Source organism: Candidatus Eremiobacterota bacterium, assembly GCA_031082125.1.
Lineage (GTDB): Bacteria > Vulcanimicrobiota > CADAWZ01 > CADAWZ01 > Ess09-12 > Ess09-12.
Genome location: JAVHLM010000005.1, coordinates 14,138 through 40,332 on the forward strand (window position 1 = coordinate 14,138; position 26,195 = coordinate 40,332).

The 26,195-nt window shown below is 46.0% G+C and carries 22 protein-coding genes; 16 read left to right on the forward strand and 6 right to left on the reverse strand.

Going from position 1 to position 26,195, the window contains the following annotated elements:
* Positions 1-66: 66 nt before the first annotated feature.
* The 9 genes from RDV48_06970 to RDV48_07010 all read left to right on the forward strand — a co-directional run bounded on the left by RDV48_06970 (position 67) and on the right by RDV48_07010 (position 12,255).
* Positions 67-1,122 carry a hypothetical protein gene (locus tag RDV48_06970; protein ID MDQ7822522.1) on the forward strand — a complete coding sequence of 352 codons (1,056 nt, stop codon included), beginning with the start codon at positions 67-69 and terminating at the stop codon, positions 1,120-1,122.
* A gap of 273 nt (positions 1,123-1,395) precedes the next feature.
* A complete protein-coding gene (locus RDV48_06975; GenBank protein ID MDQ7822523.1) occupies positions 1,396-3,165 on the forward strand; it encodes an ABC transporter ATP-binding protein in 1,770 nt (589 codons plus the stop codon).
* 59 nt (positions 3,166-3,224) lie between these two features.
* Positions 3,225-4,109: an NAD(P)-dependent oxidoreductase gene (locus RDV48_06980; protein ID MDQ7822524.1), complete on the forward strand. Its 885-nt coding sequence runs from the start codon at positions 3,225-3,227 to the stop codon at positions 4,107-4,109.
* Positions 4,102-5,997 (forward strand): hypothetical protein, encoded by a 1,896-nt coding sequence (locus RDV48_06985; protein ID MDQ7822525.1) that lies wholly within the window; start codon positions 4,102-4,104, stop codon positions 5,995-5,997. The genes RDV48_06980 and RDV48_06985 overlap by 8 nt, the downstream gene beginning before the upstream one ends.
* Entirely contained in the window at positions 5,990-6,940 is a 951-nt protein-coding gene (locus RDV48_06990) for a glycosyltransferase (protein ID MDQ7822526.1), read from the forward strand. The genes RDV48_06985 and RDV48_06990 overlap by 8 nt, the downstream gene beginning before the upstream one ends.
* 3 nt (positions 6,941-6,943) lie before the next feature.
* A complete protein-coding gene (locus RDV48_06995) occupies positions 6,944-7,822 on the forward strand; it encodes a polysaccharide deacetylase family protein (protein MDQ7822527.1) in 879 nt (292 codons plus the stop codon).
* A gap of 6 nt (positions 7,823-7,828) precedes the next feature.
* Positions 7,829-9,946 (forward strand): peptidoglycan bridge formation glycyltransferase FemA/FemB family protein, encoded by a 2,118-nt coding sequence (locus RDV48_07000; GenBank protein MDQ7822528.1) that lies wholly within the window; start codon positions 7,829-7,831, stop codon positions 9,944-9,946.
* Between the two features lie 503 nt (positions 9,947-10,449).
* Positions 10,450-11,301, forward strand: coding sequence for a hypothetical protein (locus RDV48_07005; GenBank protein MDQ7822529.1), 852 nt, complete (start codon positions 10,450-10,452; stop codon positions 11,299-11,301).
* A 30-nt stretch (positions 11,302-11,331) separates the two neighbouring features.
* Positions 11,332-12,255, forward strand: a complete 924-nt coding sequence (locus RDV48_07010) for a class I SAM-dependent methyltransferase (protein ID MDQ7822530.1) — start codon at positions 11,332-11,334, stop codon at positions 12,253-12,255.
* Between the two features lie 202 nt (positions 12,256-12,457).
* On the opposite strand, the gene RDV48_07015 is transcribed toward RDV48_07010, so the two are convergent.
* The gene (locus RDV48_07015) at positions 12,458-14,116 is read right to left on the reverse strand and encodes an IS1634 family transposase (GenBank protein MDQ7822531.1); all 1,659 of its coding nucleotides are present in this window, start codon (positions 14,114-14,116) and stop codon (positions 12,458-12,460) included.
* A gap of 219 nt (positions 14,117-14,335) precedes the next feature.
* Between RDV48_07015 and RDV48_07020 the strand changes: the two genes are divergently transcribed.
* The 5 genes from RDV48_07020 to asnB all read left to right on the forward strand — a co-directional run bounded on the left by RDV48_07020 (position 14,336) and on the right by asnB (position 20,966).
* Positions 14,336-15,484 carry a glycosyltransferase gene (locus RDV48_07020; GenBank protein MDQ7822532.1) on the forward strand — a complete coding sequence of 383 codons (1,149 nt, stop codon included), beginning with the start codon at positions 14,336-14,338 and terminating at the stop codon, positions 15,482-15,484.
* A gap of 79 nt (positions 15,485-15,563) precedes the next feature.
* On the forward strand, positions 15,564-17,009 hold the full coding sequence (locus RDV48_07025) for a DUF3696 domain-containing protein (protein MDQ7822533.1): 1,446 nt from the start codon (positions 15,564-15,566) through the stop codon (positions 17,007-17,009).
* A 129-nt stretch (positions 17,010-17,138) separates the two neighbouring features.
* Positions 17,139-18,341 (forward strand): AAA family ATPase, encoded by a 1,203-nt coding sequence (locus tag RDV48_07030; GenBank protein ID MDQ7822534.1) that lies wholly within the window; start codon positions 17,139-17,141, stop codon positions 18,339-18,341.
* A complete protein-coding gene (locus tag RDV48_07035; protein MDQ7822535.1) occupies positions 18,269-19,000 on the forward strand; it encodes a DUF4276 family protein in 732 nt (243 codons plus the stop codon). The genes RDV48_07030 and RDV48_07035 overlap by 73 nt, the downstream gene beginning before the upstream one ends.
* Before the next feature lie 64 nt (positions 19,001-19,064).
* Positions 19,065-20,966, forward strand: a complete 1,902-nt coding sequence (gene asnB, locus RDV48_07040; GenBank protein ID MDQ7822536.1) for an asparagine synthase (glutamine-hydrolyzing) — start codon at positions 19,065-19,067, stop codon at positions 20,964-20,966.
* 39 nt (positions 20,967-21,005) lie between these two features.
* On the opposite strand, the gene RDV48_07045 is transcribed toward asnB, so the two are convergent.
* Positions 21,006-21,272 (reverse strand): sigma factor-like helix-turn-helix DNA-binding protein, encoded by a 267-nt coding sequence (locus RDV48_07045; GenBank protein MDQ7822537.1) that lies wholly within the window; start codon positions 21,270-21,272, stop codon positions 21,006-21,008.
* A 144-nt stretch (positions 21,273-21,416) separates the two neighbouring features.
* Here RDV48_07045 and RDV48_07050 point away from each other — a divergent pair, with 144 nt between their 5' ends.
* Together RDV48_07050 and RDV48_07055 are read left to right on the forward strand one after the other, a co-directional pair.
* Positions 21,417-21,698: a hypothetical protein gene (locus RDV48_07050; protein MDQ7822538.1), complete on the forward strand. Its 282-nt coding sequence runs from the start codon at positions 21,417-21,419 to the stop codon at positions 21,696-21,698.
* Positions 21,695-22,183 carry a GNAT family N-acetyltransferase gene (locus tag RDV48_07055; GenBank protein ID MDQ7822539.1) on the forward strand — a complete coding sequence of 163 codons (489 nt, stop codon included), beginning with the start codon at positions 21,695-21,697 and terminating at the stop codon, positions 22,181-22,183. Before RDV48_07050 ends, RDV48_07055 begins: the two co-directional genes overlap by 4 nt.
* A 27-nt stretch (positions 22,184-22,210) precedes the next feature.
* Here RDV48_07055 and RDV48_07060 read toward each other — a convergent pair whose 3' ends face one another.
* From RDV48_07060 to RDV48_07075, 4 genes are all read right to left on the reverse strand, one after another.
* Positions 22,211-23,869 (reverse strand): IS1634 family transposase, encoded by a 1,659-nt coding sequence (locus tag RDV48_07060; protein MDQ7822540.1) that lies wholly within the window; start codon positions 23,867-23,869, stop codon positions 22,211-22,213.
* 260 nt (positions 23,870-24,129) lie between these two features.
* Positions 24,130-24,888 carry a methyltransferase domain-containing protein gene (locus RDV48_07065; GenBank protein MDQ7822541.1) on the reverse strand — a complete coding sequence of 253 codons (759 nt, stop codon included), beginning with the start codon at positions 24,886-24,888 and terminating at the stop codon, positions 24,130-24,132.
* 114 nt (positions 24,889-25,002) lie between these two features.
* Positions 25,003-25,221 carry a hypothetical protein gene (locus tag RDV48_07070; protein ID MDQ7822542.1) on the reverse strand — a complete coding sequence of 73 codons (219 nt, stop codon included), beginning with the start codon at positions 25,219-25,221 and terminating at the stop codon, positions 25,003-25,005.
* Between the two features lie 18 nt (positions 25,222-25,239).
* Positions 25,240-26,193 (reverse strand): Rpn family recombination-promoting nuclease/putative transposase, encoded by a 954-nt coding sequence (locus RDV48_07075; GenBank protein MDQ7822543.1) that lies wholly within the window; start codon positions 26,191-26,193, stop codon positions 25,240-25,242.
* Positions 26,194-26,195 lie beyond the last annotated feature (2 nt).

Here is a 26,195-nt window from a genome sequence, read left to right on the forward strand (position 1 = left end):
TTTGATTTCTCATAGACATTATTCTTGATACGAAATATGCAATTACGATATGAACTAACTCCCCAGATGAAAGAATATGATTCTCTTGGTCATTTATGGCTTCCTTATGTGATGTATTTTCATACCCCTAATTATAGGTCGCCGATAGTAAATACTGACTCTTATGGATTTAGGTTTTCAATAAAATCAGGAGAGGTAATAAAGGATTTTGAAACAGGGTCTGAAGAATCTTTCTCTCTATTGGTAGGTGGTTCTACCGCTTTTGGAATAGGTGCCACATCAGATAAGACAACAATTCCTTCTTTGCTTAATAATTCCACTGGCATGCTTTGGCTTAACTATGGTGGCAGGGCTTTCGGCTCAACGCAAGAATTTATTATGTTCATGTTAACTCATAAGCACATTAATAGGATAAATAAAGTCTTGTTGTTTAGTGGCTTAAATAATCTAATTCTTTTTTACTTGTCAAATGAATATTCTAAAGAATTTGGTTCATTTTTTTTTTGGAACCACTACAATAATTCAATGAATCTCAGTTCAAATCTTTCTCCAAGGAGAAGAGTGTTGAAGAGGATGCTCTCTCCTTTTCTTAAAGACACAATAGACTATCAAAGGATTGGTTTGCAAGATATAATATATTTAATCAAAAATAGGAGACTGCCAGAAAAGAAGGTTCAATCAAACGTTTCTTATTTTGAAACAATCTCGAATCATGAAGAGGAAAAACAGAAGATTTTTTTCTCTTGGGAAAAGGATCTTGCAAATTGGAAATTAATGTCTGAAGCTCTAAAATTCGATTTAATATATATACTTCAACCAATGGCAAATTGGGTAAAAGAAAACTTTTGTTTGGAAGAAAAAAAGATTTTTGAAGAACTGGACAGACATCCCGCCAACCACTGGAAAATTATTTCACATAAAATGGGGAATGAAAGATATGAATGGCTCAAATTAAATATCGAAAATATATGTAATACTAATAATATTAGATTTTTTGATATGAATGAGGCATTAAAAAAACATAACATCGATGAAAAATGGCTCTTTGTTGATCGTGCTCATCTTACCGACGAAGGGAACAGGATTGTTGCGGATATTATTAAGGAGGAAATACTCGGCTGATGATATATGTTGTGTTAAGCATTTTAATATTATGTTTAATCATAATCTATTTGCACTTTGCTAACAAGAGAAAGGATCGTACTGGTGAAGGTATTCCTCCAGATGATAGATATCCTTTATGGTAGTGATAAGTTGAGTCGTAAGTTTTTCGTGTCCTGAAGTTACTGATTCGGCAATGCTCATAAGCACTGCTCAAATTTGTGCATATTTTCTTCGAACTTAAAAACAGAATTCGGTGGTTGGTGGATTCTATAATTGAGTTCACTAAATTCTATGAGAGTTTCGTTATTCATTCTTGACATCGCGAATAAGTATCCCCGTCAGTTTATCCTGACGGTGGTGCTGATGGCGCTTCTGAACCTTGCCGAGATGGGGGCTATTCTGTCAATCGCCCCGGTGGTGGATTTTATCACCAGGCCGGATCTCTCCGGGGCAAGCGCAATCACCTTATTTCTTGTCAAGACGCTAAAAAGCCTCAAGCTTCCCTCCGGTTTATGCAGCGTCATCTTGCTGATGATATGCTTCGCCTTCCTGAGAGCTTTGATCTATGTTATGGTTTATGCCTCTGTAATGAAGATAAAATTCGCCCTCGTGAGAGACCTGGTGTGCTCAACCTATGAGATCTTTTTCAACGCACGGTGGCATTTTTTCGCCTCCCGCAAGCAGGGCATGCTGGGTAATACCATCATTAAGGAATGCTTCAAGGTGGGCGACTATTTTGCCCACATGGCAATGGTGATTGTGAAGATCGTCCAGGTTCTTTTTTATTTCATCGTAGCCCTTTTTCTTTCCTGGAAGCTTTCCCTCGCCGTCATGGTGCCGGGAATACTCCTGGCAATCCCCTTTTCATATCTGGGGAAGATTACCTACCGGCTTGGTCAGACCTATATCGAGATGTCCAACAGGACCTTTGAGATCATCCAGGAGAATCTGGCCGCAGCAAAGATTGTGATAGGCTTTGGTGGCCAGAGGAGAGGGGTGGAAAATCTTGAAAAGGCAATCCACGGCTATGTGGCAGCGGAAATGAAGTCCCAGATTATGCACGCAGGAACCCCGATAGTATTTCAGCCCCTCGCGATTGGAATAATTCTGGTGGCCGTAGCCCTCTCTCAAAGTGTCTTCAGGATAGTCCTCTCGGATCTCACGGTGATTCTCTATGCCTTTTACCTTGCCATCCCTCAGTTCGGCCAGATAATCGGGATAAAGAATGTCATCCTCAATATCATTCCCTCATATGACCAGATAAACGCACTGCGGGATGCCGCTCTCAAAGAGAGGCAGTCCACGGGAAAGGAAGCCTTTACGAGTTTCAATGATTCTATCGTGCTCCGGGAGGTGGGCTTCAGTTACCCGGGGGGCATGAAGGTGCTTGACGGTATCAATGTGACCATCCCCAGGGGGAAAATGATTGCCTTTGTAGGGAAAAGCGGCGCGGGGAAATCTACTCTCATCGATATGCTGATGAGGTTCTATGACGCCGATACGGGTGAGATTCTCGTTGACGGCAGAAATATATTGGATTTTGCAGTCCTCTCATTACGGAAAAGAATAGGGTATGTTCCCCAGGAGAGCATCCTCTTCAACATGACGCTCCGTGAGAACCTGCAGTGGTCGTCCGAGGCAGTCAATGACGCCGATGTTGAATATGCCTGCAGGATGGCCAATGTTGACGAGTTTCTCAACGGATTGCCCCAAGGTCTTGATACTGTTGTCGGCGACAGGGGAGTATGCATCTCGGGCGGGCAGCGGCAGCGTATAGCTCTCGCAAGGGCGATCATCAGGCGTCCTGAGCTCCTTATTCTTGACGAAGCGACAAGCTCGCTGGACAGCATCTCAGAGAAGCTCATCCAGGAAGCCATAGAAAAAATCGCCCATGAGACGACGGTGGTGGTGGTCGCCCACCGGCTCTCGACAGTGGTCAACGCAGATTATATCTATGTGCTTGATGAGGGAAAAATCGTTGAAGAGGGCACCTTTGAAGATCTGTGCGTCGGGACAGGCGTGTTCCATGAACTGGCTAAGGTTCAGGGAATGGTGGAATAATTGCTGAAAATTCAGGGAATGTCTTGAAAAGTCCAATTAGGGATAGTGAGGACTAAGCGATGAAGATGGTTGTTTTTGGGGGTTCAGGTTTTTTAGGGAGTCATGTCGCTGATGCGCTTACTGACTCTGGGCAATCGGTAGTAATATATGATGTAAAAGAATCACCTTATTTGAGAGAAGGCCAACTTATGCAAGTTGGTGACATTCTGGATTTTGAAAAAGTACTCTCTGCGGTGAAAGGCTCCGATTATGTATATAATTTTGCCGGGATAGCGGACCTTGACGATGCAACCACTAAACCGCTGGATACAATTCATTTGAATATTGTGGGGAATGCCAATATACTTGAAGCTTCGAGACTCGCGAGCATAAAGCGATATATATATGCAAGCACCATATATGTTTATAGTCAGAAAGGTGGATTTTATCGTTGTAGTAAACAGGCATCAGAGCTCTATATTGAAGAATACCGTCGCAGATTTGGGTTGAATTTTACCATCCTGAGGTATGGCACTCTTTATGGGCAGAGAGCGGATCATAAGAACAGTATTTTCCGTTATCTTAAGCAGGCTCTGGAGAAAGGGAGAATTAAGTGCACAGGTACAGGCGATGAAGTCCGTGAGTATATATATGTTAAAGACGCAGCCCGCTTGAGCCTTGATGTATTGGATAAGCAGTTTGAAGATTCACATGTTATCATATCGGGCTATCATGCAATGAAACTCAGTGATATGCTGAAAATGATAGGTGAGATATTGAATAAAGAAATAAAAATTGACTATGATAACAAAGAAAACTTTAATCATTATATCTATACTCCATATTCCTATAGCCCCAGAATAGGTCACAAGCTGGTAAGTGATAGATACCTTGACATGGGGCAGGGACTTCTTGAGTGCATCCAAGAAATGGATAGAATAATTCATAATCAAGAAAATGGATGAATTATATGCATATTGGCAGCTCCCTCGCCGACTGCCTGATGAAGATTCCACAATACTAAGTTTTCTTTCTCCTAAAAAGGAAATCGAGCTTCAAAAAAAATTCAGGGGAAATATTATTAATGCTCGTGATATCGCAATAAAGGTAAAAGATGAGGCTATAAGGGCTTATTTGGAACTGATCGCAGGCTTAGGTGCAACACCGATCAAGGAGAGAGGGAATATAACATTAAGGCAAGCTTTGAGAGGCACCAATGGTTATTCAAAATGGTGGTTTCACAAAGTGTCCCACAGAGATTGCGAATCAGACAAGACTTTTAACCATATTATCGAAATTGCAATATTACAATCTGTAATTAAGGCAAAGAATTATAAAAAAGTCTTCCTTTATGAATGCTCCGAGCAGGTTTTTAAGGTCCTTAGAAGCAGATTTCCCGTTGATGGCATAAGAATATATCGGCAGCATGGCATAGCTTACATTTTTCTCAGAGGCTTATTGAGCAGAGTGAAGGAATTTTTCCTCTTTCTGTACTATAAGCATCGCACCCGTAAAATTCATTGTAATGAAAAGATCTTGGATGTTGTTTTTTCTGGTTTTCTTGATTGGAGTGTAAGGGAGAAAAAAGGTGGTGGCATAGAGGATCGTTTCTTTCGCTCACTGCCAGAGGTGCTTTTAGCAAAAGGACTCAGAACGGGATGGTTTATCTGGCTTGATCCCCGTGTTGAACCAGTAATTAGAGGAAAGAAATTAGAGCCTCTTATTGAATTTCTAAATAATAATGATAAGGTAATTCTGCTTCAAAATTTCTTGAGTCTTATAGATTGCTTAAGAGCTTTAACGGATTTCTCATCATTGTTTTGTTATTTGAAATATTGTCAAGACCTCTCATTCAGAGAGCTTTTTATTTATAATGGTCTTGATTATTATCCATTATTAAGAGAACCTCTTTACTATGGCTTTATTAACGGTACATTACCTCGTCTTGAAATGGTTTTTCTTGCCGCCAGTAGAGCATTCAAAAAGTATGCTCCCAAAATCACCATGAGTTTTCTTGAGCTTTACCCCTATTCCCGTGCTTTTTATTTGGGAGCCCAGAGTTCTGCTGTACCAGTGCTGAATTATGCAATGCAGCACGCAAGTTACAGCAGAGAAAAAGTCTTTGGTATCATTGATCCGGAGAGAGAATATCATGGCAGTCCCGATGATTGTCCTATCCCAAGTCCTCATGGTGTTTTTGTTATGGGAGATTTGGGTAAAGAGGTATTTATTTCGAATGGCTTTCCCGAGGAGCGTGTTTTCCTCACTGGTTCATCACGATATGAAAATATAAAAACCACCCCTTTTGAGAATAAAACAGGAGAGAATGAAAGCATAAGGCTCCTGATTGTCGCATCTCTTGACAGAGATGCAGATATTGAACTCCTGGAAGCAGTATGCTTGGCAACATCTAATATTGATATGATAAAAGTGCATCTTAGAAATCATCCCTTCGCGCATCTGGATCAACATCCTCAGTTTGTGGAGTTCAGAAAACGTATTTCAATAACAGATGACAACCTGGAAGAGGACGTGAAGAAGGCCGATCTGATCCTCTTTTCAAACTCATCTGTTGCAGAAGAAGCATTAATAAGAGGCAAACCAGTATGGCAATGGCGCTCTAAAACATACAATTCATCAGTGTTCAGGGATATTGGCGGGATACCTTTTTTTACTTCTGTCGCTGCATTGGAGAAGGCAATAAAAGAATTCCAGATCTCTCCGGAACAATATTCTCCATCAAAGGAATTGAGAGCAGAAGTTTTAAGAAAGTGTTTTTATCTTGGAGATGGTAAAGAAAGTGAGCGAATAAGTCAGGTAATCATAGAAAGAATCGGCAGGCAAAGTGCCTAAAGGTATAATATCACAGTATAATTCAATAAAGTTCAGCGTAATTATACCTGCTTTCAATGCGGCATCTTTTATTGAAAAAGCGCTCGATTCTGTGCGCTTTCAATCTTACAATAACTATGAGGTGATAATTACAAATGATGGTTCAACAGATGGCACAGAGAAAATAGTCAAAGAGTATCTGGAAAGTTATGACTCATTTCCTGCCGTTCTGCTGAACCAGCAGAATAAAGGGTTGGGCGGTGCCAGAAATACGGCGATTTCAGAAGCAAAAGGAGATTTTCTGGCTTTTTTAGATGCCGATGACATATGGTATCCCCACAAATTATGTATAATCGGCGGTTTTTTGTTGAATAATCCTCATATTGATATAATCTGCCATAATGAGGTCGAGGTGAGTTATGACGGTAAGAAAAGAGTATTGAACTATGGGATGCTAAAAAAACCATATTATGAGGATCTATTGTTTAATGGAAACCGTCTCTCGCCTTCAGCGACTATAGTGAGGTCTGAGTTGTTAAAGAAGTCGGGAGGATTTTCAGAGGAAGTGGATTTTCTTCATGGATGTGAAGATTACGATCTGTGGCTGAAACTCGCAAAAGAAGGAGCATCTTTCGCCAATTTTCCAGAAGTTCTTGGTGAGTACTACCGGATTCCAGGTGCGTTAACTTCCAAAATTGAAGCCCATAGCAGGTTCGGTTATAATGTAAGGCAGCGACACTTGAATGCCCTGAAAGAAGAGGGTGTTTATTCTTCTCATTTTCTGAAAAAGATGGCAGACAAGATTTCCAGGGAATATCTTTACACGCTGGCTCGTGCTTTTTTTCATGCTGGTGACCATGAACGTGCTCGGAAATATTACAGAGAGGCGATAAATGAATCACCTTTGTGGTGGAAGCCTTATGCAGGCATCCTTCAACTATATTCATATAATAAAGTCAGGTAAATAATGATGCCAAGGATGCGAAATTTGCTTGGCTTTTTTTATTTCATACCCCGCTTCATAAGGAAAAAATTTCATCTTTTTTCTGCCGGGCCCAAAGGATTTCTTAAAGTCCTTCTTTATCACGATATCCCGCCGCATTTCCATGATACATTTAGATCTCATATTACGTTGGCGCATAGAATTTATAATTTCATTGATATTGTTGAGTTTGAGCAAATGATGAGTGGATTGATTCCCATTCATGGTGAAAACATTTTGCTCACTTTCGATGATGGTTTCAAGTCAAACAGGAGTATCGCCGAACAGATCCTTGATCCCCTGGGAATTAAAGCCCTGTTTTTTGTGACAACAGATTTTCTTGATTGTAATGCAAGAAATGATCAAAAAGAATTTGTTGCACAAAAAATATTTGAGGGAAAAATATCATCAGAGGATATTCCGGATTATCTTTCACCGCTTTCATGGTCCGATCTTGAAATACTTCTTGAAAATGGACATACGATAGGATCTCACACAAAATCACATCGGCGTCTTTCTGAAATCACTCGCGCTAGTGAATTGGAAGAAGAAATCGTTGGTTCGAGAGCAATTTTGCATAAGAAACTTGGCGTGGAGATAAAGAATTTTGCGTATCCATTTGGGGACTTTAAAAGTATCAATACGGAAGCAGCGCTATGTGCTCAAAAGCACTATCTCTATGCATTTTCTGGAGTAAGGGGCGAAAATCATCCTAAGATTGTAAGATATTTACTGAGAAGAGAATCTCTTTCTATTGAGGACTCTGCACCCTATATGCGCTTTATAATAGATGGGGGACTTTCATGGTATTATTCTCATAAGAGAAAGTATTTAGATTCCATGGGGGAAACAATTGAAACATAACTGTTTATGCTGACAGCAGCACCTTTGCCGGAATGGAGTGATTTCCTCTCTTTGGTATTTACATCAACTGGAGATGATCAAACTCTTTCTTCTCCTTGGCGAAAGAAGGGTGATTATCCATATTGGTTTTCCAGGTCAGCCTGGGCTCTTCATGCCATAATACTCTGGTGGGAGGAATACAATAAAAAGAAAGAACCTATCGTCTGGTTCCCAGATTACTTCTGTGTTGAGCCTTTATGGGCTGTTTTCCAAAAAACGCAACAGGTGTTCTTTTATCCAATTAATGAAAGGCTGCACCCTGATTGGGATGCATGTAAGAAAATTACTGCAAAGCCTGATATTTTTATTCTGGTCCATTATTTTGGCCATCCATCAGAGAGTAAGGAAGCAAGGGCATTCTGTGATTTATCAGGGGCACTCCTTGTTGAAGACTGTGCTCATGTCATGCTTCCCACACAGGGGATTGGGATGACAGGTGATTTTGTTTTCTACAGTCTCTACAAAAATCTGGCACTGCCTGATGGCTCCCTTCTCTTGCTCTGTTCAAAGTCACAATACTTCGTTAACCAGGATATCACCATGGCGCTTGAAATAATGAAAAGAACAATAAATATGCTCTCGATATCATCACCGTCTCCATTGAAGTGGCTTATAAAGCGCGGAATTCAAAAAATGTTGCCAGCGGCTCTTGCGGGAGCGCTCAGAAAAGCTCAAACCTTTGATGATGATGCACAGATTGAGGCATTCCCCATAACACCGGCCATAAGCATTATCAGTAAAAAATTACTGAAACGTTACGCTGGACGTCTGTCAGAGATGGCAGAGAAAAGAAGGCTTAACAAAAGGGTTATTGATGCTATACTTAATATTGAAGACAATGTGAAGCCCCTTTTTGTAATGAACCCTTCTTCGGAATTGATTCCTTATATTTCTCCATTTGTGTGTCCCGATAAGAAAGCAGCAAAAATAAAATTTGAAGCAATCAATCGAAGTGGAGGCATTGTCCAATTCTGGCCCTATTTGCCTTGCCAAGTAAAGTCAGAGCCAGATTTTCATCGTGTCGCACTAATGCTTCGCAATACCGTAGTCACCTTTCCTGTCCATCAGACAGTATCAATGCAGGATTATCTTAACTCTTATGGGAGAATTGTAAAACATAAAATTGGATCATTTCATAATGAATATAGTATTGACAATTATGAAGTATCTCAGGAGGAATGGAATTCTTTTCTCGAAGGGATGGAGCATACAAGCCTTACGCAAAGTTGGGCTTATGGTGAGGCAAAGGCAGAATGTGAGAAATGGAAAGTTCTCCGAGGTATTATCAAGAGAGGAAAACAAAGCATTGCAATTTTCCAGGCTTTGCAGAAAAAAATACCCTTAATCGGCACCTTAATAAGGATAAACCGGGGGCCACTTATGATCGATGCAAATATTACTCATTTTGATCTTTATGGCGTATTTATGGTATTAAAGAAGTGGCCAGTCTTTAAAGGAGCTTTTCTTCTCATAGTGCCCGAACTTTATGATGAACCCGAAAGTGGAGTTATGTTAACGCTTCTAAATTATATACGATTAAGAGAAAATGTATGGCATTCCTCGCTTCTTGACCTCAGTAGAGAGGAAAAAGAGCTTCGCTCCTCTTTAAAAGGAAAATGGCGGAACCAGCTTGCCGCATCCGAGAGATCAGGCATTGTTCTTAAAATAAGTTATTCCTCTGAAGACTTTGAATGGCTGTTGACAAACCATAATATCCTCATGAAGGAGAAACGCTATCAAGGACCATCTGATGAACTATTAAGAAGTCTGCGGGAAAAGATGGTCCAAAAAGATGATTTCGTAATGTTGATTGCTTTGAATAATAATTTACCTGCTGCGGGTATTGTAATGATAAAGCATGGGCTCACATGCACTTACCTTTTAGGATGGAATGGACCAGAAGGTCGCGCAATTCACGCCAATAATTATCTCTTATGGAATGCAATAGTAGAAATGAAACGAAGAGGATGCAAATGGCTTGATTTAGGTGGACTGGATGAAAAATCCACACCCCATATCACAAGATTCAAGCGTGGCGTTGGAGGTATGGAGTATAAGTTGGCTGGAGAATATATAGGTTTCTGAATGTTATGAATATCATCAAATCAAAGATTTTCACAGACAACAATCTCACTGCATTATGTATAAAGCTGTATTTCGTAATAATTCCATTCATCTATGTTATTCAGGTAATTACTATGAATAAATATATGGCATTACTCCCTTCTCTGTTCCTTTTGCTTCCTCTTGTCAATATAATTAACAAATATAAAAATGTGAGTACACATAGAAAACTTACCTTTGTGGATAAATCTCTTCTCTTTATCGCAGGAGTGACTTTTATCTCCATTCCAGTAGAAGTCTATTTTGTTGGCTTCGTCTCCGCGATGAGCATTGCCACGCGATATTTCATAACTATGCTCATCTATGTATATGTATCGAGAGAATTGAGTCCTCGGGATTTAATATCAATCATTTTTATTCTCTGTATAACCTCATCTATCGTGTCAACGGAACTACTTTATGAGAATTTCAGCTTAAGAATATGCGGAGTAATTCCTCCCTATCAGATGAGGAGTTATGAATACATGCAAAATTTAGGAAGCGGAGGGGAAATAGGGCATTATATGAGCTATAAAATGCGCCCTTCCGGAATACTGGAGCATTTACACGCTTCAGCTCTTTATATCGGAATTGGTTTACTTGCCAGCGTGATTATATATTTTATAAGAGATTGGAAGCCTGCCTTACTACTTATAATTTTGAATTTTCTTGCCTTATTTGTTTCTGGAGGGAGAATCGCATTGGCTCTTACCTTAATAGCGTTATTTGTGATGATTGTTGCAGTGTATAAAAAATCACAATTAAAGGAAAAGATCAGAAACCTTGTGGCGCTATTTATTTTGTCGATTTTGATTTTATTGGTCTGGTGTGTGAGTCTTTCTCTATATTATCCGTCTGTCAAAGATTATCTTGTTAATAACTATGTTTTACTTATTACTCAGGGAAAATACGATACCGGACCAAATATGAATATTGTGAAATTATTCTTTATTGAAGTAGAACGGTTTATCTCCAATTTCTGCCATTATCCCTGGGCTTTTCCTTTCGGAGTAGGCATGACCAGTCTTATAAATTCCCATTATTTTTCTTGCGAAGATTTTTATGTTCTTCAAATTATGGGGCAGTATGGTTTGATTGGGGCAATGATATTCTATTCTCTCTGCTTCATCTCAATGTGGCAATGGGGGAAGTGCCTGAGCCGACTCAATGGAGATGATTATTATATCACGCTGTTCGCAGGTATAGTTCTTTCAATGCTTTTGTTAACAATGTTGCATAGCCCAGTCCTTTTAAGAAAATCAATCTATCCATTGTTTTTCTTTAGTCTGGGCATCATTCAGTTTTATCATGATGCAATATCGTTGAAAGAGCGATAATAGGTTGATTATGGAGGCAAGAATTCTGAAATGAAGTCTGATGGGATGTCAAGTGCCGGTTCAGAAGAAACTGAAATATTATGGCAGAAGCTTTTTCAAAAAGAACAGGATAGTGAATTATCGGTAATCGGGTATTCAGATGGAATTATGAAGGTGAAAAGAACAATCGAAACGAGTAATGGGCAGGAACTGGAGCATGCTATAAGGGATAATGTAGCGATGACTTTCTTGGAATCAGATGTTGACAATGCCGTGGATGAGGCGAAGAATCATCATTCAAATTTTGTGATGAAAAAAAAAGTGAATTCTATAATGCGGATGCTTAAGCATTCATCGGGAGATGAATCGCTTTTGATTGATCTCGGCTGCGGTTTTGGCTGGCATTGGGTCGAAGCGGCTCGAGAAAACTCCCGGTTCAGGTTTCTTCTTGTGGACTTCTCTCTTAATAACCTTCTGGTCGCCAGGAAGTTAATGCCTTTTGATAGGTATCCAAATGTTTTGTGTCTTCAGAGTGACATTTTGCATCTTCCTATCATATCTCATATGGCAGATTTTATCTGGAGTGTTCAGGTAATGCAGCATTTGCCACAAGATAAACGAAAAAGAACTTTGAATGAGATGAAAAGGATAGGGAAGCCTCTCTGCAGATTCTATATTGCCTGGATTCGAAGCGTCCCTCTTATTGAACTTATTTATAGTATCTTGAGAAGGAAATACCATAAAAAGGGAATACTGAGCAGTGGAATGTTTTTCCAGCGTTATGACAGAGAAGTTGAAGAAGAATTTAATAACTTATTCTCAGTGAAGAAAAGTTATTCAGAAGGCCTCTTTCACCCAGAATTGCGGTTGATATCAAAAAATAATCTGGTAGGCATTATTGATGACTTGATTTGTTCCACATTTCTCGGATATCTTTGTGCGCGTCAAATTGAAATATGGGGCACTATGAAATAATGATTGAACTTATGTTTGAAGTAAATTCGACAACAAAATCAAGATAAAAACGAAAACCTCATAATCATGCGGAAGCTTCTTGTTATCTATAACATAGTGCTTTTCGAAAGTCATAAAATCATCATTTGACGCATCTTCGACAGTCACTTTTTTGAAAGCCTTAGTTCATGCGTGATTGAGCGTTGAATATAATTCATTGCCACTACACAAGCTTCAATTGGGTATACCCCGGAGATTCCCCAGAAATCTTATGAGAACAGGCTTTCTGAGGAGAAATGAGCTGAGCCCGGGGAGGGGGGCGGACGCCTGCCGCCCGGAATATGTCGTTCACACCAGGAGGAAACTCCGTGCGCAGCAGAAATTCACTGTCCCCCACGTTGACCTTCACTGCGGAAATCTGCTCAAGCCTGAGAATTATCTCCTTCCAGGGAATACTCACCGACTCCGACTCCAGTCTCTTTTTCAGCTCTACCATAAGCTGAAGCGCCAGGAAGCAGCTGAAAAGATGTGCCTTCACCATATCTTCTTTCCGGTGAAAGAAAGGGCGGGCCTCAAGAATATCCTTGAGATCCCTGAAAAGCGCTTCTACATCCTGAAGGCCCTTGTAGGTGAGGGCAACTTTCTCTTTGGGAAGATCGGTATTCGTGCGAAGCACATATTTCCCGTCATACCTCGCTTCCCGCTGTACCTTCAACTCATCGATATGCAACGCTTCCCTCTCGACAGAGAGATATGCGCGATAGCCCTTGTTGCCTATGAGGCTTCTTGCTTCGCCACCTGCCAGCTTCTCCCGGAGATCATCAAGAATGGCCTCCCGCTTCTTTTTGTCGCGTTCGGCTTCCTGGGGGTTGTAGCAGAGGACATAGCGCTGATGCCGATAGGACACCTCTTTTACTCGGAGATTTTCCCGGACTTCGAGGTATCTCCCACGTTTGCCCATCACTTTCGTTTTGACGTGTCTGGTCTTTCTCATCTTCATCCCGACGATATACTTGAAGCCGAGTGCCGTGAATCGCTTGAGGTTTTTCGCACTCACCATACCCCGGTCACACACCAGCACCACGTCTTTTACGTAAAATCGTTTTTTCAGGGAAGATGCCACATCGCGTATGGTTTCCACATCAGCAGTGTTGCCTGGCCACCACATACAGGAAAGAGGGGTGCCCTCGCGGCTCATTACCACTCCAAAGACTATCTGGTTGTCCTGTGCGTGGCCATCTTTGGAAAACCCTCTCTTTGCAAAGTTCTTCGGGCCTTTCCCTTCGAAGTAGAGCGTGCTTGTGTCGAAGAATACGATATCCACTTCGTTGATGAGCATATGGCGCCGGCGCTCAAAAAGCTGATCCTCCACGTATTCTTTCTTCCCCGCAAGGAAGCCAAGCGCGCGGTAAAAGTGCTGGAGCCCGATATTCTCAAGTCCTTCGCCATAGATGGCACGCTTCACCCACGAGCTCCCGAGGAGATCGCTTCCCGGTTTCACAAGGCGCTGAAGCGCGATGGCAAAAAGCGTCTTCTCCACATCAAACTGAAATGCTCTTTCTGTGAGAGCGGCCTTGATGATTTCTGGTATCTGAAGCTGTTCCCACAGCCTTCTGAATATGAGAGAAGGACCCCACGATTTCGACCATTCCGCAGAGAGAGCGCCCTCCTGGTGAAGGTTGAGGACCTGCAGGTTCTGGCTGAACTTCGCCATACTTTCCACAAAGCGGTCAAGCTGTCCGCTGGGGACGAGCTCATCCATTGTGCCCAGGGTGGCGATTACCTTCTGGCGCACTTTCTTGTCCTCTCTGCTGGTTTCACAGATCTGGAGGTAGTCGTATTGTTTTCTTCCGCTGGTCACTTTCTTCACTCGTATAAACATAGCACTCACATATTAACAAATTCCATCACAATTGTCAATATGTTGTGTAATTTATTGGCACTACATTTTTCGAAAATTTTGCAATTTGCAAGAAAATTTTCGCATGGTTATGCGGTTTTGATTTTCAAAATTGGATTTCACTGTCGAAGATGCGTCAAAATTGGATTTCACTGTCGAAGATGCGTTTGAGCAATTATAAAAATATAATAAAATCAAGCGTTGAAAATAGCCGTCCTTAACAAGACCCGCGGCGGGATAAGCGGTGGGTACCGCAAGTACCTCCTCTCTGTCATCCCGCGGCTTGCCCGTCATCCTGACGTAGAGGGGGTGCTGTGCACCTCACCACCGGGCCTAGATATTCACGAAAGCCTGGAGAGTCTGCCGAAGCTCCATTGCATCGACTGCCTTCCCTTCCAGGTTATGCGCCACAGGCCCGAGCCATCGCTTCGAAAAGCCCTCGATGACTTTTCCCCCGATGTCGTCTTTGTCCCCCTTGCCCGCTATATCCGATATAATAGGGTTCCCACCGTGGTGATGGTGCAGAACACCTGGCCTCTCGTGTCGCGCCTTCACGACAGGCACCTCGGACAGAGCCTGGTGTATGCCGCAGAGCGTTTTGAGACAGGAGTGGCTGTGCAAAAGGCTGACCATGTCATCGTCATCTCTGGATATGCCGGTGAGCTTATTCAAAAGAAGTGGCAGGTCCCTGAGGAGAAGCTTTCATTGATCTATTTCGGTGTTGAAGCTCATCCCGGAGGGAGCGAAAAGAAGCCCCTGGCCATCCCTCCTGAATGGAAAGGGAGGTTCCTTTTCACTGCCGGCTCTATTGCTCCTTTCAGGGGGCTCGATGACATACTCGGGGTCTTTGCGGACAATGCTGCTGGTGATCTTTCCACTTTGAATCTTGTCATTGCCGGCGAAGCGCGCCGTGACATGGAAGGTTACCGGAAAAAACTCATGCAGTATGCTGAAACTCAGGGTATTTCCTCCCGGGTCCTGTGGGCAGGGAGGCTCACGAGCGATGAGATGGCCTGGTGTTATAAGAATTGCCAATCCTTTCTGATGATGAGCCGCTTCGAGGCCTGCCCCAACATCGCCCTCGAGGCGATGGCCCACGGGTGCCTCATCATCTCCACGGAGAACCCCCCCATGCCGGAGTTTTTTCAGGATAACGCCCTTTATTATCCTGCGGGGGATACGGGGTGCCTCTCGGAGGTGCTGGAAAGAGCCCTCACGCTTGATGAAGAAGAGAGGACTGCCTTGGCGGATAAGGCGCAGCTCCGCTCAATGGAGTTTTCATGGGATGTCACTGCGGAAAAGACTGTCAAGATATTGAAAGAGGCGGCTTCAGGCAGGGAGCATAAATGAGGTGCTGTATCGCAGGAGAAGGATAATAGCAGGCTTTCATGAAATATCCAGAGTACCAGACGAACAGGGGTGGTGAGAGATGCTCCGCACACTGAGAATTCTAAATTTCAAAGGATGGCAGGACACCGGCGCTCTCGAACTGGCGCCCCTCACCCTGCTTTTCGGTGTCAACAGCTCGGGAAAGTCGAGCATCGGGCAGTTCCTTATGATGCTCAAGCAGACGGCCGAGTCTGCTGACAGGAAAATGGTGCTTTCCCCGGGTGACAGGAAATCAGCGGTGCAGCCCGGCACATTCCAGCAGATGGTCTATCGCAGGGACCCTTCACAAAGAATTTCCTTTGAGTACCTCTGGGATCTCCCGGAAGGCCTTGCCATCAAGGACTCTTTTTCAGGGAAACAGCACCATGGAGACCGGCTTTCCTTCGAGGCATCAGTGGGCATCAACGAGCAGAAGCACTCATCGATCTTTGTGGAGCGTTTTCACTATAATCTTCAGCGTGATGACGGATCAAAAGTATTGGCAATAGGCATGGAGCGCCTTCCCTATTCCGATGATGGATATGAGGTGAAGGCCAGCGAATATATCTTGCAGCCCAAAGAAGGGCGCTCCGGCAAAATGGGGCCGCCGGTCAGGTTCTACGGTTTTCCCGACGAAGTGGCGGCCTCCTTCCTCAATGCGGAATTCGTCCAGGAGCTTAACCTGCTTCAGGAAAAGCTCTTTCGTTCAATATTTTACCTCGGCCCCCTGAGGACCAGGGCGGAGCGCCTCTATACCTGGGCGGGGAATGAGCCTGAAGGAGTGGGCTTTAACGGGGAACATACCGTTTCGGCGATCCTTTCAGCGAAAAACCGCTGGATAGGGATTGGAAAGAACGGTCCGGAAAAGGCATTTGAGCAGGTCATTGCCGAGAAGCTCAAGGACATGGGCCTTATTAAGAGCTTCAAAGTTTCCTCCATATCGAAAAAGAGGCAGGAATACGAGGTGAAGATAAGCACGGGAGGGGCTGGAGACACCGTCGAGCTTCCCGATGTGGGTTTCGGAATATCCCAGGTGCTTCCTGTGCTTGTGCAGTGCTTTTATGCGCCCCGTGGCTCCATTATCATCATGGAGCAGCCGGAGCTCCATCTTCATCCTTCCGCCCAGTCTGCCCTGGCCGATGTGATGATTGAGGTGATAAGCTCCCGCGAAGATAAGGTTGAAAGGAATATTCAGCTCGTTATGGAGACACACTCCGAGCATTTTCTCAGGCGTCTCCAGAGAAGAGTCGCTGAAGGCACGGTGGAGAGCGGGAAAGTCCGGGCATATTTCGCTGATGTATCAGGAGCCCCACCGCATCTTGATCCGCTCAGGATTGATGAATTCGGTACCATTCTCAACTGGCCGGAGCATTTCTTCGGTGATGAGATGGGGGATGTCGCAGAGCAGGCCAGGGCCGCCAATCCTCGAAGCGACAGACAGCAAGTGGTGGGGATGGAAAGATGCGCTCTCCTCGGCGGGAATCACGGTGAAATTCCTCTGCCGTGACTATGTTGAAGCTGTATACAATGTGAAATTTGGAGACGAGTGGGCAAGAGGAAACCGCCATAGGAAAACGTAATATTGAAGCTGGAAACGCGCTTAAGGCTGATAATAAGAAGGAGGAGGTGAAAAGCTCTGGCGCTCATTGAGGGATTCAGGATAGAGAATTTCCGCGTGCTTAAGAAAATCACGATGGGGAGGCTTGATGAGCACTCACATGAGCCGCCTCTTACCCCCTTTCTTGCGGTGATAGGGAAGAACGGCACGGGGAAAAGCACGCTTTTCGATACCTTCGGATTTCTCTCAGACTCGCTTGCCTCAGGAGTCGAGGAAGCCTGCAGCCTTCGCAGCAGGGGCGGCTTTGAGCGCCTTGTATCTTCAGGAGTAGAAGGCTCTATAAGGTTCGAGCTCTGCTACCGGGAAACTCCCGAGAGCCAGCCGATTACTTATGAGCTGTCAATTGCAGCCGACGAAAAAGACAGGCCTTACGTCCTGGAGGAGTGCCTCAGGCAGAGCGGCAACAACTCATCCAGCACCTTTTTCTCGCTGAATGAAGGGAAGGGTTTCGCCTGGACCGGCGAGGAGGTTTTTGCCGGCGAGAAGGTGGAGGTGAGTCTTACCGACAAAAGCCAGCTTGGTATAGCGGTTTACGGGGTAATCAAGGATCATCCCCGCATCTCCCGCTTCAGAGATTTCCTTAAAGGCTGGTACCTGAGCTATTTTATCCCCGATGCCGCGAAGGGTCTTCCCAAGGCAGGCCCGCAGAGGCGTCTTAACGCCCGCGGCGATAACCTGGGAAATGTAGTGCAGTATATGGAAAAAGAACACAAAGAAAGGTTTGGAGATCTGCTGCACCGTGTTGCAGGTAAGATACCGGGCGTTGATTCCATCAAGACAAAGCGCTCCGATGACGGAAGGCTTCTGCTGTGCTTTAATGAGAAAGGCTTCAAGGATCCCTTCTACGCGAACCAGATGTCTGACGGAACGCTCAAGCTCCTTGCCTACATGCTCATGCTCGAAGATCCCCAGCCCCCTCCCTTCATAGGCATCGAGGAGCCCGAGAACGGACTTTATCACAAGCTTCTCGAGGTGCTCGCGGCGGAGTTCAGGGCCCATACCACGGGGAAAAACAACCCTCCCCAGATTCTTGTCACCACCCATCAGCCCTATTTCATCAATGCGCTCAGGCCTGAAGAGACATGGATACTGGAAAAGGGCCTCGATGGCTTTGCCCGGATAAAAAGGGCTGCCGATGACCCCCTGGTATGCAGCCTCGTGAGCGAGGGCCTGCCTCTTGGAGGGCTTTGGTACTCGGACTATTTCGACGCGAGGGCCTGATGCATTTCGAAGTGCTCGTCGAAGACCGGTCAGGGGCCATCGCCCTTGAGGCGCTTCTTAAGAAGATCCTCACTCCGGAAGCAACAGGCCATACCTATACCATCCACTCGTATAAGGGGCTTGGAAGCATTCCGCGAAACCTCCGCCACGGCTCAGATCCCAGAAAGCGAATACTTCTCAGTCGCCTCCCCGGTATTCTGAGGGGCTATGGAAAAAGCTTATCAACATACAATGCAGTTGTGGTTGTCGTGGTTGATCTCGATCAGAGGGACTGCAGGGCATTCAAGAGGGAGCTCGTCGCGCTCCTTGACGAGTGTGTGCCCAGGCCCGATACCCTCTTCAGGTTTGCCATAGAAGAAATTGAGGCATGGTATCTTGGTGATCCCGATGCGGTAAAGGAAGCCTATCCTGATGCCAGGCTGAATGCCATAGAGGGCTGCATGCCGGATGCAGTGGAAAATACATGGGAGAGGCTTGCAGATGCGCTCTATCCAGGAGGCTCCAGTGCCCTCAAAAGAGAAGGATACCCCCGCATAGGTGAAATGAAGTGCGAATGGGCAAGGAACATCGCGCCCCATGTTGATCTGGAGCGGAACAGATCTCACAGTCTGAAGGTTTTTATGAACGGGGTCTTGAGAAAGGCGGGGATTGTTCAATAATCTGCGCCGGTGATACGTTCATACCTCAGTTGCATAAGACAAGCTCTTGTGGAAGGAGTGTTCCATGTGCGGGATAGCGGGATTTCTCGGGGGCTTTGAGCCCTCGCTCCTTGAGAGAATGAGCGCCCGTATCGCCCACCGGGGGCCTGATGACTGCGGCGAGCTTTATGACAGGGAGGCAGGACTCGGGTTTGCCCACAGGCGCCTCTCAATTATTGATCTTTCCCCTGCAGGGCACCAGCCCATGGAGAGCACTGACGGGAAGGCCGTCATCATCTATAATGGCGAGCTCTATAATTACCGGGAGCTTCGCACGGAGCTTCTTACAGGAGGGTATCCCTTCAGAAGCCACTCCGATACCGAAGTGCTTCTTGCCCTTTATCTCCGTGATGGCGAGGATATGCTCAAAAAGCTCAATGGCATATTTGCCTTTGCCCTCTGGGACCGTGAAAAAAAGCGGCTTTTCCTCGCCCGTGACGGGGTGGGTGTTAAACCCCTCTATTATGCCGAGACAGAGTTGGGCTTTCTCTTCGCAAGTGAGATAAAGGCCCTTCTTGCCGAGCCCTCGCTTTCACGCGCTCTCGACTATGAAGCCCTCATCTCTTACCTCACCTACCTCTGGTGCCCGGCGCCCAGGACTCTTCTTGCTGCGGTGAAAAAGCTTGAGCCCGGCCATGGGCTTCTGGTGAAAGAGGGGAAAGTCGAGAAGAAGTGGCAGTTTTATGACCTGCCCTATCAGCAAAGGGTGAAGCCTCTTGATGAGGCTTCCGCTGTGCAAAAATGCAGGGAGCTTGTTTCGCAGGCAGTGGAGCGGCAGCTCGTCTCCGATGTGCCTGTAGGCGCTTTCCTGTCAGGCGGTCTTGACTCAAGCGCCGTCGTGGCCATGGCGAGGCGCTTCATCAGGGATAAGCCCATTCAGTGCTTTACCATCGCCTGTAATGAAGGCGAGATGGAGAAGGAGGGCTTTGCCGACGACCTTCCCTATGCAAAAAAAGTAGCCGGGGAGCTGGGAGTCAGCCTCAACGTAGTGAAAGTTGAAAGCTCTATGCTCTCGCGCCTTGAAGAAATGATCTGGCACCTCGACGAGCCCCAGGCGGACCCTGCGGCGCTCCATGTTCTCTTTATCAGCGAGCTTGCGAGACAGCATGGCATCAAGGTGGTCCTCTCCGGTGCGGGAGGCGATGACATCTTCACGGGATACCGCCGCCACTTTGCCCTGATGCAGGAGCGTTACTGGAGGAGGCTTCCTTCCGCCTTAAGGTATGGCCTCCGTGCCCTTCCCGGGGCCCTTCCTCTCCGCGGCCCTCTCAAGCGCCGCTGCATAAAGGCTCTCGAGTATGCCCATCTTGATGATGATGAGCGCCTCGTGAGCTACTTCTACTGGACTGCTCCCTCTGTAGCTTCCCGTATCCTGAGTGCCGACGTGAGGAATTCCCTTGGAAGGGTTGACCCCTCGGAGCCGCTTCTTGCAAGCCTGGCAGCTCTTCCTCCAGGCATTGCGCCTCTCAACAGGATGCTCTATCTCGAGGGGAAGCACTTTCTTGCCGATCACAACCTGAACTATACCGACAAGATGAGCATGGCTTCAGGCGTTGAAGTGCGGGTGCCGCTACTGGACCCTGAGCTTGTTTCTTTTGCCGCCTCGCTCCCTGTGCGTTTCAAGCAGCACGGAAGGACAGGGAAGTGGATTTTTAAAAAGGCTATGGAAGGTGTCCTTCCCCCTGAAGTCATCTACCGTCCCAAGTCAGGCTTTTTCGCCCCTGTGCGCCTCTGGATGAAGGAGGGCCTCTCCTTTTATATTGACGGGTATCTCTCAGAGAGCTCACTTCAGAAAAGGGATCTCTTTGATTATACTGGTGTATCCAGGCTTCTTAAAGAGACAAGGGAGGGGCGCATTGACGGAGCCTATACTATCTTCTCGCTGATATGCATAGAATTATGGTGCCGTCTCTTTCTGGACCGGTGAATCACCAGAGTGAAGCGCTTTGATTCGACGTAGATGCGCTTAAAAAGACTCCAACAGGGAGATGATATCCTCCCGTGAGTACTTCTCCCCTATATGCGATCTCAGAATGGCAAAGCTCTTCGCCAGAATTTTCTTCACTTGAGACACGGGGATCTTTAATCTCTCAGAGATCTCGGAAAGTCTCAGCTCTTCAAAAAGGTAATATCTCAGAACTACAAGCTCGATAAAGTCGAGCCGGTCAAGTGTGGAGTTCACGCAGTCTATCAGCTCGGTGAGACTCAGTATGTGCGAAGGCTCTTTACTCATACTCAAAAGATATCGCTATCTCGTAATGTTGTCAATAGCAAAAGTGCTGTAATGGCGGGGATTCAGAGTTTTTCCTTTAAAAAGGGAAAAACTCTGATATAATAAAGACAGAAAGAGAAGTCTGTGCCGGAAAGGTGAAATAGCATGACCTTGGTAAAGAACAAAGGCAAGAAGGCGCTGAAAGCTCTGGAGTCTCTTAAGAAGAAGCTCGGGGCCAGGGATGATAGAGATGCCGAAGAGAAGCTTAGAAAACTTCTCGGGTGCCTTGCATCCCCCCCCTTCAGGTTTGAAGTGGAACTGGGGAAAGAAGAGTCAACCGCATTATTGAATAGGATGGAAGATGCCGGGCTCGATCCTGAACTTCAGGATTTTATGAAAAAGGCCGATGAATATGCCCAGAAGCACCCCATACGAAAGCCTCAATGAGTGTTTCATTTAACCTGGAAGAGCTGGAATTTGAACAAATATCTCCAGCCCGAGATCTTGGAGCTTTCAAGTGCGCAGAAACTTCAGACTCAAAGGAGATCGAGAGCTTCCTGAAAGAATATGCCCTTTTTTACCATAAGCAAGGATTGACAAGGGTCGCTCTTGCCCTTCATAAAGATATTATCGCCGGGTATTTCGCCTTGTCCATGGGAGGGATAAGCCTGTCGCATGAGAACAGAGAAGAGATCTTCGGTCCAGGGGTGAAAATAAGGATTCCGGCCTTGCTGCTGGCAAGAATGGGAGTTCACGAAGAATACCGAGGTAACGGCATCGGAAGGGCTATGATGATGCATGTCTATTCTATCGCGTATCGGCTCTCCGATATAGTAGGCTTTCGCTTTGTTTTCGTAGATTCCAAAGCGCAATCGGTCGATTTTTACGCATCTTCGACAGTCACTTTTTTGAAAGCCTTAGTTCATGCGTGATTGAGCGTTGAATATAATTCATTGCCACTACACAAGCTTCAATTGGGTATACCCCGGAGATTCCCCAGAAATCTTATGAGAACAGGCTTTCTGAGGAGAAATGAGCTGAGCCCGGGGAGGGGGGCGGACGCCTGCCGCCCGGAATATGTCGTTCACACCAGGAGGAAACTCCGTGCGCAGCAGAAATTCACTGTCCCCCACGTTGACCTTCACTGCGGAAATCTGCTCAAGCCTGAGAATTATCTCCTTCCAGGGAATACTCACCGACTCCGACTCCAGTCTCTTTTTCAGCTCTACCATAAGCTGAAGCGCCAGGAAGCAGCTGAAAAGATGTGCCTTCACCATATCTTCTTTCCGGTGAAAGAAAGGGCGGGCCTCAAGAATATCCTTGAGATCCCTGAAAAGCGCTTCTACATCCTGAAGGCCCTTGTAGGTGAGGGCAACTTTCTCTTTGGGAAGATCGGTATTCGTGCGAAGCACATATTTCCCGTCATACCTCGCTTCCCGCTGTACCTTCAACTCATCGATATGCAACGCTTCCCTCTCGACAGAGAGATATGCGCGATAGCCCTTGTTGCCTATGAGGCTTCTTGCTTCGCCACCTGCCAGCTTCTCCCGGAGATCATCAAGAATGGCCTCCCGCTTCTTTTTGTCGCGTTCGGCTTCCTGGGGGTTGTAGCAGAGGACATAGCGCTGATGCCGATAGGACACCTCTTTTACTCGGAGATTTTCCCGGACTTCGAGGTATCTCCCACGTTTGCCCATCACTTTCGTTTTGACGTGTCTGGTCTTTCTCATCTTCATCCCGACGATATACTTGAAGCCGAGTGCCGTGAATCGCTTGAGGTTTTTCGCACTCACCATACCCCGGTCACACACCAGCACCACGTCTTTTACGTAAAATCGTTTTTTCAGGGAAGATGCCACATCGCGTATGGTTTCCACATCAGCAGTGTTGCCTGGCCACCACATACAGGAAAGAGGGGTGCCCTCGCGGCTCATTACCACTCCAAAGACTATCTGGTTGTCCTGTGCGTGGCCATCTTTGGAAAACCCTCTCTTTGCAAAGTTCTTCGGGCCTTTCCCTTCGAAGTAGAGCGTGCTTGTGTCGAAGAATACGATATCCACTTCGTTGATGAGCATATGGCGCCGGCGCTCAAAAAGCTGATCCTCCACGTATTCTTTCTTCCCCGCAAGGAAGCCAAGCGCGCGGTAAAAGTGCTGGAGCCCGATATTCTCAAGTCCTTCGCCATAGATGGCACGCTTCACCCACGAGCTCCCGAGGAGATCGCTTCCCGGTTTCACAAGGCGCTGAAGCGCGATGGCAAAAAGCGTCTTCTCCACATCAAACTGAAATGCTCTTTCTGTGAGAGCGGCCTTGATGATTTCTGGTATCTGAAGCTGTTCCCACAGCCTTCTGAATATGAGAGAAGGACCCCACGATTTCGACCATTCCGCAGAGAGAGCGCCCTCCTGGTGAAGGTTGAGGACCTGCAGGTTCTGGCTGAACTTCGCCATACTTTCCACAAAGCGGTCAAGCTGTCCGCTGGGGACGAGCTCATCCATTGTGCCCAGGGTGGCGATTACCTTCTGGCGCACTTTCTTGTCCTCTCTGCTGGTTTCACAGATCTGGAGGTAGTCGTATTGTTTTCTTCCGCTGGTCACTTTCTTCACTCGTATAAACATAGCACTCACATATTAACAAATTCCATCACAATTGTCAATATGTTGTGTAATTTATTGGCACTACATTTTTCGAAAATTTTGCAATTTGCAAGAAAATTTTCGCATGGTTATGCGGTTTTGATTTTCAAAATTGGATTTCACTGTCGAAGATGCGTTTTACAGGAAATTCGGCTTTGTGGAGAACCAAAGCAGTGAATATAAGGGCAGAGCTCTGATGAATATGGTGCTTGATCTAAAAAAGATAAAAGAATTATAAAAAGTTACCCTCCATTTTGCCCGTCGCCGGTGATTTTCTTCGCGAAGGCGAAGAGGGCGAGCTTGAGACACGAGGGGGCGTACTTCTGATGGAGGGTGCCCAGGAAGTACGCTGCTTTTGAAAAGGCCATATACTGAGGCTCTGCCTCGTAACCATACACTACCCCTTCAAACCCCTTTTTTTTCAGCATTTTTTTAAGAGCCCCCATACTGTTGCAACGGTAGAGCGTGGGGAACACATCCTCTTCTTTTCTTCCCTCCTGAACCTTTGCTGCCACCTTTGCATGATACCTGTTGGGGAGGAGTCTTGAGGCAATGCCGATATAGCTCCACCTGTTTGGTGTCCTTATGCAGAGGTGCCCTCCCGCTTTCAAAGTCCGTGAGGCTTCATTGAAGAAGTACTCGGGGTTTTCCATGTGCTCGAGCACCGAGTCGCAAATACACAAGTCTGCTTCGTTATCGCTGATAGGCCATGGGGCTTTGCTGGGGCTTATCTGGTGGAACTCGTCTAAATAAGGGTTTTGTGAGCCTTGCTCGCTCACATCGAGGCCCATGACCCTTTTCGCTTTGCCTTTCAGGATTCGCAGGGCTCTTCTTGCCTTCACCGGGTCTTCTCCATAGGCTCCCCTCCCGCAGCCATAGTCTATCACCACTGCGTTTTCATCGAGGAGGGAGTTGACTCGGGTGTAAAAGATGACGGTGCCATCAATATCGGTGAAGCCGCCGAAGCGGCTCTCGGGGTAGAAGTCGGTTTCAAAGGGCACGGGGTGTTTCTTCGCCTTTCTCTGCAGATGTGATGCTGATAAGAGCCGGGTCAGGCCACTTTATACCTCATCACCGGCACGGAGATGACTTTTTCGAGCAGGCCCTGGCTGCGGCTACTCTCTCTCAATGCTGTCCAGTTCTGTATCGGAGAGGGCGGTGGCTTTCTTGATGGTCTCCCTGTTTAAACCCAGGCTCTTGAGACGGGCTGCCACTTTTGATCTCTCTTCCTGTTTGCCTTCCAGTCTTCCCTCCTGCCGGCCTTTCATCATGGCTTCTTCTTCAAAGCGCTGCAGATTTGTTTCCAGCATGGTCCTTACCTCCTGTCCGCTCATTGACAGGACTTCTCAATATCACTGACGCGATGATTCAATGCTTTCCAATTCCTTGTCAATGAGGCCTGTGAGCTTTTTCACCGTCTCCCTGTCGAAGCCGGCATTGAACATGTTCACGGCAGTCTCAAGCCGGCCTTCAAGCCGGCCCTTCTGCTCTCCGCGCTTCATGGCTTCTTCTTCAAAGCGCTGCAGATTTGTTTCCAGCATGGTCCTTACCTCCTGTCCGCTCATTGTGGTCAGATCGATCTCAATATCTCTGTTGGTCCTTTTTTTAAAAAGCTTCCTGATCCACAGACCAAAGGTCCGCTGGAGCTCCGGGTCAACAGACTTCTTCAGGAACTCCACTGCCTCTGCTATCACTTCCGTGAGGTCTGATGTTTCGGCCGTCTCTATAAGAAAAAGCCGCGACACGATGTTGTCCATCTCTTTCAGAGCCTCCGGGGGAAAATCGCGTTCTACAATCTTGTGGCAGCTGAATGAAGGCAGCAAGGCCCCGGGGAAACGGGCGGGGAGCTCTATCAGCTCCGCCACCGACATCGGCGCATCCCAGGGATCATTGCCACTGTATAGAAGCAGAGGGAACACGGCGGGCAGGCGCCCCCGATTTTTCACTTTCTCATCCTTGATAAGCTCGAGATAGAACAGAGCTGTGTAAGAGAGAAGGCGAAGTATCATATAACGATCAACGGTGGACTGAAACTCTATGAGCAGGTAAAAATAGAGAGTGCTCTCTTTTGCTTTCACCTGCCAGATGATATCAGTTTCCCGCTCTTTGAATTCTTCCGTGACAAAGGATGTGAATGACCTTGAGATCGTAGAGAAGTCAATGTCCTCGACAAAATCCTCTTTGACAAAGGAGCGAATCAGCTCCTCCACCAGCCGGGGGTGTGAAAAGAGCGCCTTGTAGCCGCGGTCGTGAAATTTTTCGGTATCCATGTCTTTATTGTAGCAGAGCAGGGAAGAGGTGGTCAATG

Coding starts and splice junctions, on each gene's coding strand:
- RDV48_07015 (MDQ7822531.1), bottom strand. CDS start 14,116: ATGTTTATACGAGTGAAGAAAGTGACCAGCGGAAGAAAACAATACGAC.
- RDV48_07060 (MDQ7822540.1), bottom strand. CDS start 23,869: ATGTTTATACGAGTGAAGAAAGTGACCAGCGGAAGAAAACAATACGAC.
- RDV48_07045 (MDQ7822537.1), bottom strand. CDS start 21,272: ATGAGTAAAGAGCCTTCGCACATACTGAGTCTCACCGAGCTGATAGAC.
- RDV48_07055 (MDQ7822539.1), top strand. CDS start 21,695: ATGAGTGTTTCATTTAACCTGGAAGAGCTGGAATTTGAACAAATATCT.
- RDV48_06970 (MDQ7822522.1), top strand. CDS start 67: ATGAAAGAATATGATTCTCTTGGTCATTTATGGCTTCCTTATGTGATG.
- RDV48_07070 (MDQ7822542.1), bottom strand. CDS start 25,221: ATGAGCGGACAGGAGGTAAGGACCATGCTGGAAACAAATCTGCAGCGC.
- RDV48_06985 (MDQ7822525.1), top strand. CDS start 4,102: ATGGATGAATTATATGCATATTGGCAGCTCCCTCGCCGACTGCCTGAT.
- RDV48_06980 (MDQ7822524.1), top strand. CDS start 3,225: ATGAAGATGGTTGTTTTTGGGGGTTCAGGTTTTTTAGGGAGTCATGTC.
- RDV48_07050 (MDQ7822538.1), top strand. CDS start 21,417: ATGACCTTGGTAAAGAACAAAGGCAAGAAGGCGCTGAAAGCTCTGGAG.
- RDV48_07010 (MDQ7822530.1), top strand. CDS start 11,332: ATGAAGTCTGATGGGATGTCAAGTGCCGGTTCAGAAGAAACTGAAATA.
- RDV48_07035 (MDQ7822535.1), top strand. CDS start 18,269: ATGCAGCCTCGTGAGCGAGGGCCTGCCTCTTGGAGGGCTTTGGTACTC.
- RDV48_06995 (MDQ7822527.1), top strand. CDS start 6,944: ATGATGCCAAGGATGCGAAATTTGCTTGGCTTTTTTTATTTCATACCC.
- RDV48_07025 (MDQ7822533.1), top strand. CDS start 15,564: ATGCTCCGCACACTGAGAATTCTAAATTTCAAAGGATGGCAGGACACC.
- RDV48_07005 (MDQ7822529.1), top strand. CDS start 10,450: ATGCAAAATTTAGGAAGCGGAGGGGAAATAGGGCATTATATGAGCTAT.
- RDV48_06975 (MDQ7822523.1), top strand. CDS start 1,396: ATGAGAGTTTCGTTATTCATTCTTGACATCGCGAATAAGTATCCCCGT.
- asnB (MDQ7822536.1), top strand. CDS start 19,065: ATGTGCGGGATAGCGGGATTTCTCGGGGGCTTTGAGCCCTCGCTCCTT.
- RDV48_07000 (MDQ7822528.1), top strand. CDS start 7,829: ATGCTGACAGCAGCACCTTTGCCGGAATGGAGTGATTTCCTCTCTTTG.